General features: G+C 72.3%; 8 protein-coding genes. 3 read left to right on the forward strand and 5 right to left on the reverse strand.

Translation table 11 applies throughout. The annotated features are described in order from the left end of the window. Positions 1-87 precede the first annotated feature (87 nt). The gene (lpdA, locus tag ACFE76_RS04315; RefSeq protein ID WP_375430503.1) at positions 88-1,479 is read right to left on the reverse strand and encodes a dihydrolipoyl dehydrogenase; all 1,392 of its coding nucleotides are present in this window, start codon (positions 1,477-1,479) and stop codon (positions 88-90) included. 96 nt (positions 1,480-1,575) lie between these two features. Between lpdA and ACFE76_RS04320 the strand changes: the two genes are divergently transcribed. Then, the gene (locus ACFE76_RS04320) at positions 1,576-1,920 is read left to right on the forward strand and encodes a hypothetical protein (RefSeq protein WP_375430504.1); all 345 of its coding nucleotides are present in this window, start codon (positions 1,576-1,578) and stop codon (positions 1,918-1,920) included. A gap of 222 nt (positions 1,921-2,142) precedes the next feature. Here the strand turns inward: ACFE76_RS04320 and ACFE76_RS04325 are convergent, their stop codons facing one another. After that, positions 2,143-3,657 carry a leucyl aminopeptidase gene (locus ACFE76_RS04325; protein ID WP_375430505.1) on the reverse strand — a complete coding sequence of 505 codons (1,515 nt, stop codon included), beginning with the start codon at positions 3,655-3,657 and terminating at the stop codon, positions 2,143-2,145. Positions 3,658-3,760: 103 nt separating this feature from the next. On the opposite strand from ACFE76_RS04325, the gene gcvT reads away from it, so the two are divergent. Next, positions 3,761-4,888 (forward strand): glycine cleavage system aminomethyltransferase GcvT, encoded by a 1,128-nt coding sequence (gene gcvT, locus ACFE76_RS04330; RefSeq protein ID WP_375430506.1) that lies wholly within the window; start codon positions 3,761-3,763, stop codon positions 4,886-4,888. Beyond that, positions 4,885-5,202: a hypothetical protein gene (locus ACFE76_RS04335; protein ID WP_375430507.1), complete on the forward strand. Its 318-nt coding sequence runs from the start codon at positions 4,885-4,887 to the stop codon at positions 5,200-5,202. Before gcvT ends, ACFE76_RS04335 begins: the two co-directional genes overlap by 4 nt. Positions 5,203-5,277: 75 nt before the next feature. Here the strand turns inward: ACFE76_RS04335 and ACFE76_RS04340 are convergent, their stop codons facing one another. The 3 genes from ACFE76_RS04340 to ACFE76_RS04350 are packed head-to-tail and all read right to left on the reverse strand — an operon-like array spanning position 5,278 to position 7,031. Next, positions 5,278-5,763: an NUDIX domain-containing protein gene (locus ACFE76_RS04340; RefSeq protein WP_375430508.1), complete on the reverse strand. Its 486-nt coding sequence runs from the start codon at positions 5,761-5,763 to the stop codon at positions 5,278-5,280. A 30-nt stretch (positions 5,764-5,793) separates the two neighbouring features. Then, the gene (locus ACFE76_RS04345) at positions 5,794-6,009 is read right to left on the reverse strand and encodes a hypothetical protein (RefSeq protein WP_375430509.1); all 216 of its coding nucleotides are present in this window, start codon (positions 6,007-6,009) and stop codon (positions 5,794-5,796) included. 11 nt (positions 6,010-6,020) lie between these two features. Then, positions 6,021-7,031 (reverse strand): aldo/keto reductase family protein, encoded by a 1,011-nt coding sequence (locus ACFE76_RS04350; RefSeq protein ID WP_375430510.1) that lies wholly within the window; start codon positions 7,029-7,031, stop codon positions 6,021-6,023. Positions 7,032-7,237 lie beyond the last annotated feature (206 nt).

Consider the following 7,237-nt stretch of genomic DNA (forward strand, 5'->3'; position numbering starts at 1 on the left):
GGTCCAGTGCTGCTGACTCGGGCCTCAGCCTAGTGGTCGGGCTCCGGAAGCTTGTCGGGACCAACCCGGCCCGGGCGGTGACCACTACTAGCCGTGGACGTGCAGGGGTCGGCCGGCCAGGGCGAGGTGGGCCTCACCGAGGGCCTCGTGCTGGGTCGGGTGCGCGTGCGGCATCGCGGCGACCTCGGCGGGGTAGGCGTCCCAGCCGGTGATCAGCTGCGCCTCGCCGATGAGCTCGCCGACCCGAGCACCCACCATGTGCACGCCCACCACGGGACCGTCGGGGCGGCGCACCAGCTTGACGAAGCCGGACGTGCGCAGGATCTGTGACCGGCCGTTCCCGCCGAGGTCGTAGGTCAGCGTTTCCACGTCGCCGAACTCCGCCCGCGCCGCCTCTTCCGTGAGCCCAACCGATGCGACTTCAGGGTCGCTGTAGGTGACCCGGGGGATGTCCCGGTCGACCGGCAGCACGGGTGCGGTCTCGCTGCGGCCGGTGCGGTACGCGACCTCCTCGGCCACGAACATCCCGTGCGCGAAGCCGCGGTGGGCCAGCTGCAGCCCCTGGACCAGGTCGCCGACGGCGAACACCCCGGGCAGGCTGGTCTCGAGCCGGCCGTCGACGGAGACGAAGCCGCGGTCCAGCGTCACCCCGGCCTCGGCGTACCCGAGGCCGCTGCTGGCCGGCCCGCGGCCGACCGCCACCAGCAGCACGTCCGCGCTCAGCTGCCGTCCGTCCGCCAGCTCGACCGCGACCCCGGCGCCTGTCCGGGTGCAGGAGGTCAGGGCGACGCCGGTCGCCAGGCTGATGCCGCGCTTGCGGAAGGCGCGTTCCAGGGCTGCAGAGGAAGCGGGTTCCTCGGCGGCGACCAGCCGGGGTAGCGCCTCCACGATGGTCACCTCGACCCCGAACGAGCGCCATGCCGAGGCGAACTCACAGCCGATCACCCCGCCACCGAGCACGATCGCCGATCCCGGCAGCTGGCCGAGCCGGAGCGCTGTGTCGCTGGTCAGCACGACTTCGCCGTCGACCGCCACCCCGGGCAGCGACCGGGGGACCGAGCCGGAGCCGAGCACCACGTACGGGGCGCGGTACAGGTCGTCGCCGACCGCGACCGCCGCCCGACCGTCGTCGAGCACCAGCCGCCCCTCGCCGGTCACGACGGTGATGCCGCGAGCCCGGACCAGGCCGGTCAAACCCTTGTACAGCTTGGCGACCACGCCGTCGCTGTAGGACTGGACGCCGGCGAGGTCGACCTTGTCGAGGGTCGCGTGGACGCCGAACTGGCCGCCGTCGCGGGCCGCGTCGGCCACCTCCGCCGCGTGCAGCAGCGCCTTGGTGGGGATGCACCCGCGGTGCAGGCAGGTGCCGCCGACGAGGTCGCGCTCGACCATCGCCACGTTCATCCCGAGCTGGGCCGCCCGCAACGCGCAGGCGTACCCCCCACTGCCGGCGCCCAGCACGACCAGGTCGAAATCCATGTCCCCATCTTGTCAGGGGCCTGGGCTGGTCCACCCGTACCGCCGAGCGGAGCGACTTCCAGCCCCACCGGCGAGGTGTGTGGTCATACTTGGCTGATGGGATGGATGAACCGCACCGCACGGCGGGTCAAGCGGGGCCGACGGGTCGCGGCGGCTGACCGCAACGTCGACGTCGCGGTCACCGCCCACCTGACCCAGTTCGCCCAGACCCACCGGGGCGTCGAGGCCTTCATCGAACCGAAGACCTCCGTCACCAACGTCACGCTGCTGCTCGTCGCCTACGACGGGGAGTGGACCCGTCGGGTGGTGCCCTCCCCGGAGTGGGGGCACGCGTTCGCCGCGCACCTCCAGATCCCTGGGTACGATGCGGCCGTGGTCGGCTACCCGCAGCGGATGCGGGACTACAACACCCGGAACAAGAAGCACCCGGACCTGCGCTGAGCCCCCTGTCGTGCTGGCGGTGACGAACCGGTAACGGTCGGACCCATCTGCTGCCGCCGTCGGCTACGAATGGAGCTCGAGCGGCACGATGGCGGGTCGGACGGCCTTCGGTTTCCGACCCTCAGGGGGCCACGTACCGCTCCGGCCGTGCTGGTGGCGGCGTCGCGCCGGTGGGGTGGGCGGCGCGCCTCGACCAGCCGCCAGCACGGTCATCACGCCGGCTCAGGATCGAGTCGTCAGCGAACGGGCCAGGGCGATCAGGGTGCGAACCGCGACGCCGGTACCGCCGGGACTGACGTAGCCGTACGGTTTGCCGTCGTAGTAGGCGGGACCGGCGATGTCGAGGTGGGCCCACGGTGTCCCCGCCGGCACGAACTCGCGCAGGAACGCCGCTGCCACCAGCGCCCCGCCGTAGCGGTCCCCGCCGGTGGACCTGAGGTCGGCCACCTTGGAGTCGAGCTTGCCGCGCGTCTCCTTCGGGATCGGCAGCTGCCAGAAGTCCTCACCCGCTGCCTCGGCGGCGTCCAGGATCCGGTCGGCGGTCTCGTCGTCGGTCGCCATCAGCCCCGACGTCCGGTCGCCGAGCGCCACGATGCACGCCCCCGTCAGGGTGGCCACGTCGACGACGAGATCAGGCTTGTCCTCTCCCGCTCGGGCCAGCGCGTCGGCCATCACGAGCCGACCCTCTGCGTCGGTGTTGCCGTTCTCGACGGTGGTGCCGCCGTACATCGTGAGCACGTCCGAGGGCCGGTACGCGGTGTCCGACGGCAGGTTCTCGGCCATCGCGGCGTACGCGGTCACGTTGACCGCCAGCCCCAGACGGGCGATCGCGTGGGTGGCCGCGAGGACGGCCGCCGCCCCCGCCATGTCGCACTTCATCGTGTACATGCTGTCGCCGGGCTTGAGGTTCAGCCCGCCCGAGTCGAACGTGATGCCTTTGCCGACCAGCGCAAGGTGCTGCTTGGCCCCGCGCGGCCGATAGCTCAGCCGGACCAGCCGCGGCGGCCGCGACGAGCCACCGCCGACGGCGAGGATGCCGCCGTAGCCCCCCTTGGTCAGCGCCGGCCCGTCCAGCACCTCGACCGTGACCTTGGCGTCCTTGACCAGCGTCTGCACCTCATCGGCGAAGGACTCCGGATAGAGCAGGTTCGGCGGCACGTTCACCCACTCGCGGGCGGTGACCACGGCTCGGGCCACCACCGGCGCCACCGAGGTGACGTCGGTCGACCCGGCACCCCGGGTCGACCTCGGATGCAGCACGGTCACGGTGTCGACCGACGGCGTAGGAGCGTCCTTGCCGCTGATCGGGGCGTACCGGTAGCTGCCGATCAGCGCTCCCTCGGCGACCGCCTCCAGCTCGTCGACCGACGTGGTGCCGAAGGAGAGACTGACCGCGAGCGAGCGACCCTCGGCACCGGCCGTACCGGCCTGGCGGACGGCCGAACCCGCGGCGCGGCGGAGGTCCTCGGTGCCCGGCTCGCCGTCGCCGAGGCCGATCACCATGAGCTGCGGGCCGTCGCCGGTGGCCGGCAGCGTCCGGCGCGACCCAGCGGCGGTCCGGGCTCCGACCGACGTCGCCATCTCGGCTGTGCCCATCCCGAACCGCTTCACGTACGCCTTCTCGACCGCCTCGGGCACCCCGCGCAAGCCCGACTCGGCCAGGCCGACGACCAGCAGGTCGACGCGACGGGGCAGTGCCGGGGACACCTGGAGCGCGGGGAGGGCTGGAGCGGGCACGCGGCACCCACCTTTCGGTTTCGTGGTGCCGCCCCGCCTGGGCGGCCCGTCGGCGTCCTCAGGCTAACGGCCCTGCCGCGGAGCTTGCGATAGGTTCGCCCAGATGAACTTCTCAGCCGAGGGGGCCGTGACCGCCGAGCAGGTCTCACCGATACACGACCGGCACGTCGCCGCGGGCGCCAAGTTCGCGGCGTTCGGGGGCTGGTCGATGCCGCTGGAGTACGCGGGCGCCGGCGTGCTCGCCGAGCACACGGCCGTCCGGACCGCGGTGGGGATCTTCGACGTCAGCCACCTCGGCAAGGTCCGGGTCAGCGGCCCGGGCGCCGCGGAGTTCGTCAACCGCTGCTTGAGCGCTGACCTCGGCAAGATCGTCCCGGGACAAGCCCAGTACACGCTGATCTGCAACGACGACGGTGGCGTTGTCGACGACCTGATCGCCTATCTCGTCACGCCGGACGAGGTCTTCCTGATCCCCAACGCGGCCAACGGCGCCCAGGTGGGGGCCATGCTTGCCGCGGCGGCGCCGCCCGGGATCGTGGTCGTCGACGAGCACACCCAGCACGCGGTGCTCGCCGTCCAGGGCCCGAACGCCGACAGCGTCCTCGCCGGCGCCGACCTGCCGCACGGACACGCCTACATGTCCTTCGTCCTGGCCGAGGTCGCCGGGGCGCCGGTGATCGTCTGCCGGACCGGCTACACCGGCGAGCGCGGCTACGAGCTGGTCACGCCCTCGGCCGCCGCCCCGGCGCTCTGGGACGCGCTGCGGGTGGCCGGCGAGCCGTACGGGCTGCAACCCGCCGGCCTCGGCGCCCGGGACACGCTGCGGACCGAGATGGGCTATCCGCTGCACGGCCAGGACCTCTCGCCGAGCATCACCCCCGTCCAGGCCCGCCTGGGCTGGGCGGTGGGCTGGCAGAAGGAGGCGTTCTTCGGTGACGCCGCCCTGCGGGCCGAGAAGGCGGCCGGTCCGGTCCGGCTGCTCCGTGGCCTGCGAGCCGCCGGCCGCGGGATCCCGCGCGCCGGCATGGTGGTCCGCGACGCTGAGGGCGAGCCGGCCGGCGTGGTCACCTCCGGCACCTACTCACCGACCCTCAAGACCGGGATCGCCCTCGCCCTGCTGCGCCCCGACCTCCCCGAGGGGGCGGCCGTGGCCGTGGAGGTGCGCAGCCGCTCCGAGCAGTTCCTGGTGACCAAGCCGCCCTTCGTCTCCGCCGGCGTGCGCGAGCCGTGAGCACCGCTGCACCCGGAACGCCCCGGCCGCGCTGGGGGATCCGGGTCGCCCACCTGCTGGTGATCCTCGTCGGCCTCGTCGTGCTCGCCTACCCGTTCACGTTCGGCGCCTCGCCCTCGCCCACCTGTCGCGGGGTCGCCATGCAGCCGGGGGACACCTGCGCCAAGGCCGGCGACGTCGCCGATCCGCAGACCTACGCCCAACGTGCCGCCGACTACCGCAACGCCCGGCCGGTCATCGCCGCCGGCGGCCTGCTGATCGCCGGCTTCGGAGCCGTGCTGCTCCGCGGCGAGCTGCGCCGCCCCCGCGCCTGACCCCGGCCCTCGCGCGTGACGACAGGGCGCGGTGAAGCGGTCGCGTTCACGCCCAGGACGGGTAAGCCTCGGCGGTCAGGTCTCGAAGCGGCAGCGGTCGTCGTCGGTGAGCGCGCGGGCGATCCGGCGCTGCTGGATCTCGTTCAGCTCCGGCAGGTCGTCGACCGGGAACCACCCGACGGCTGAGGACTCCTCATCGCCGACCTCGGCCTCCCCGGAGACGTAGGAGCAGCGGAAGACCGACGTGACGAACTGGCAGCGGTCACCGTTGGGGTAGACCAGCTCGGGGTCGGTGACGACCCAGGCCAGCCGCTCGGGCAGGACCAGCACCCGCGTCTCCTCGAGCAGCTCGCGGACGAGCGTGGTCGCCGGCTGCTCGCCCGGTTCGACGATCCCGGCGGGCACCGACCAGCGACCGGTGTCGGCCCGCCGGCCCAGCAGGAGGTGCTGACCACCCGGCCCGAGGTCGTCCCGCAGCACCACCCCGCACACGCCCGACAACAGCAACAACCCTTGGCCGTAGACCCGGCGCAGCTCGAGGATGTAGTCAGGTGTCGGCACCCGAGGAGCGTAGTGGGCGGGCTGCCTCGCTCAGTCGACCTCGAGGCTCATCGGTCCGTACACCGTCCGGTCGGCCTCGTGCAGGCTGACCGCCCGGACGCCCTGCGCCAGGAGGTCGGGATAGACCTCGCCGAGCCAGGACTCCGCCTCCCCCTGGGTGGGGAAGCCCTGGTCGAGCGCGCCGTCGCCCGGGTCGCGGTCGCCAACCCAGTGCCAGGTCGCGTTCGCGGCCGCCGAGAAGCTCATCGCTCGTCCGCTCAGGTGAGCCGCGAGGTCGGTGATGCCTTGCCGACGAGCGACCCGTCGGCCTGGACCACGTCGCCGAGCGCCTCGTCGATGCCGGCCAGCGTCTCGGGGAGGAGCTTCTTGCCGGCCGCGACCACGTTGTCGTGCACCTGCTCGGGCCGCGAACCGCCCGTGATGGCGGAGGCGACGTTGTCGTTCTGCAGCACCCAGGCCACAGCGAGCTGGGCCATGGTGAGCCCTTCGGCCTCGGCCAGCGGGGCCAGCAGCTGGACCCGGGTCAGCACCTCGTCCGACAGCGACCCCTTGATGAAGTTGGCGCCGCCCGCGGTGTCGGTGGCGCGCGAACCCTCGGGGGCGGGCTGGCCCGGCTTGTACTTGCCGGTCAGGATGCCCTGGTCGATCGGGGAGAAGACGACCTGGCTGATGCCGAGCTCACGGGAGGTCGGGACGACCTCGGCTTCGATGATCCGGTACAGCGCGTTGTACTTCGGCTGGTTGGACACCAGCTGAAAGCCCAGCTGGGTCGCCAGCGCGTGGCCGGCCCGCAACTGGTCCGGGGTCCACTCGCTGACCCCGATGTAGAGGGCCTTGCCGGCACGGACGACGTCGGCGAACGCCTGCATCGTCTCCTCCAGCGGCGTCTCGTAGTCGTAGCGGTGCGCCTGGTAGAGGTCGACGTGGTCGGTCCGCAGCCGGGTCAGGGAGGCGTTGATCGACTCCGAGATGTGCTTGCGCGACAGCCCGGTGTCGTTCGGTCCGCCTGGGCCGGTGGGGAAGTAGACCTTCGTGAAGATCTCGAGGCTCTCGCGGCGTTCGCCGGCGAGCGCGTCACCGAGGATGGTCTCCGCGGCTCCGTTCGCGTAGACGTCGGCGGTGTCGAACGTCGTGATACCGGCTTCCAGGGCGGCTCGGACGCAGGCGGTCGCCTGGTCGGCCTCCACCTGGGACCCGTGCGTCACCCAGTTGCCGTAGCTGACTGCGGACACCTTCAGCCCACTGTGGCCGAGATACCGGAACTCCATCGTGTGAACCTTCTTCCTCGAGGTGCGTCGTCTCCCCTCAGTCAACCCCGAGCCACTGACAGTTCTGGCGGCGGGTCGTGAGCAGCGGCGGAGCGGCCCGGAAGCGGGCTGAGGAGGGCGGTGTCAAACGCCGCGCAGTAGGTCGGCGTTTGACACCACCCTCCTAGGTGGCTGGTGTTTTTTGTCGCGTGGCGGTCCGGGGTTCG

The sequence above is a fragment of the uncultured Friedmanniella sp. genome (assembly GCF_964244005.1).
Taxonomy (GTDB): Bacteria; Actinomycetota; Actinomycetes; order Propionibacteriales; family Propionibacteriaceae; genus Microlunatus.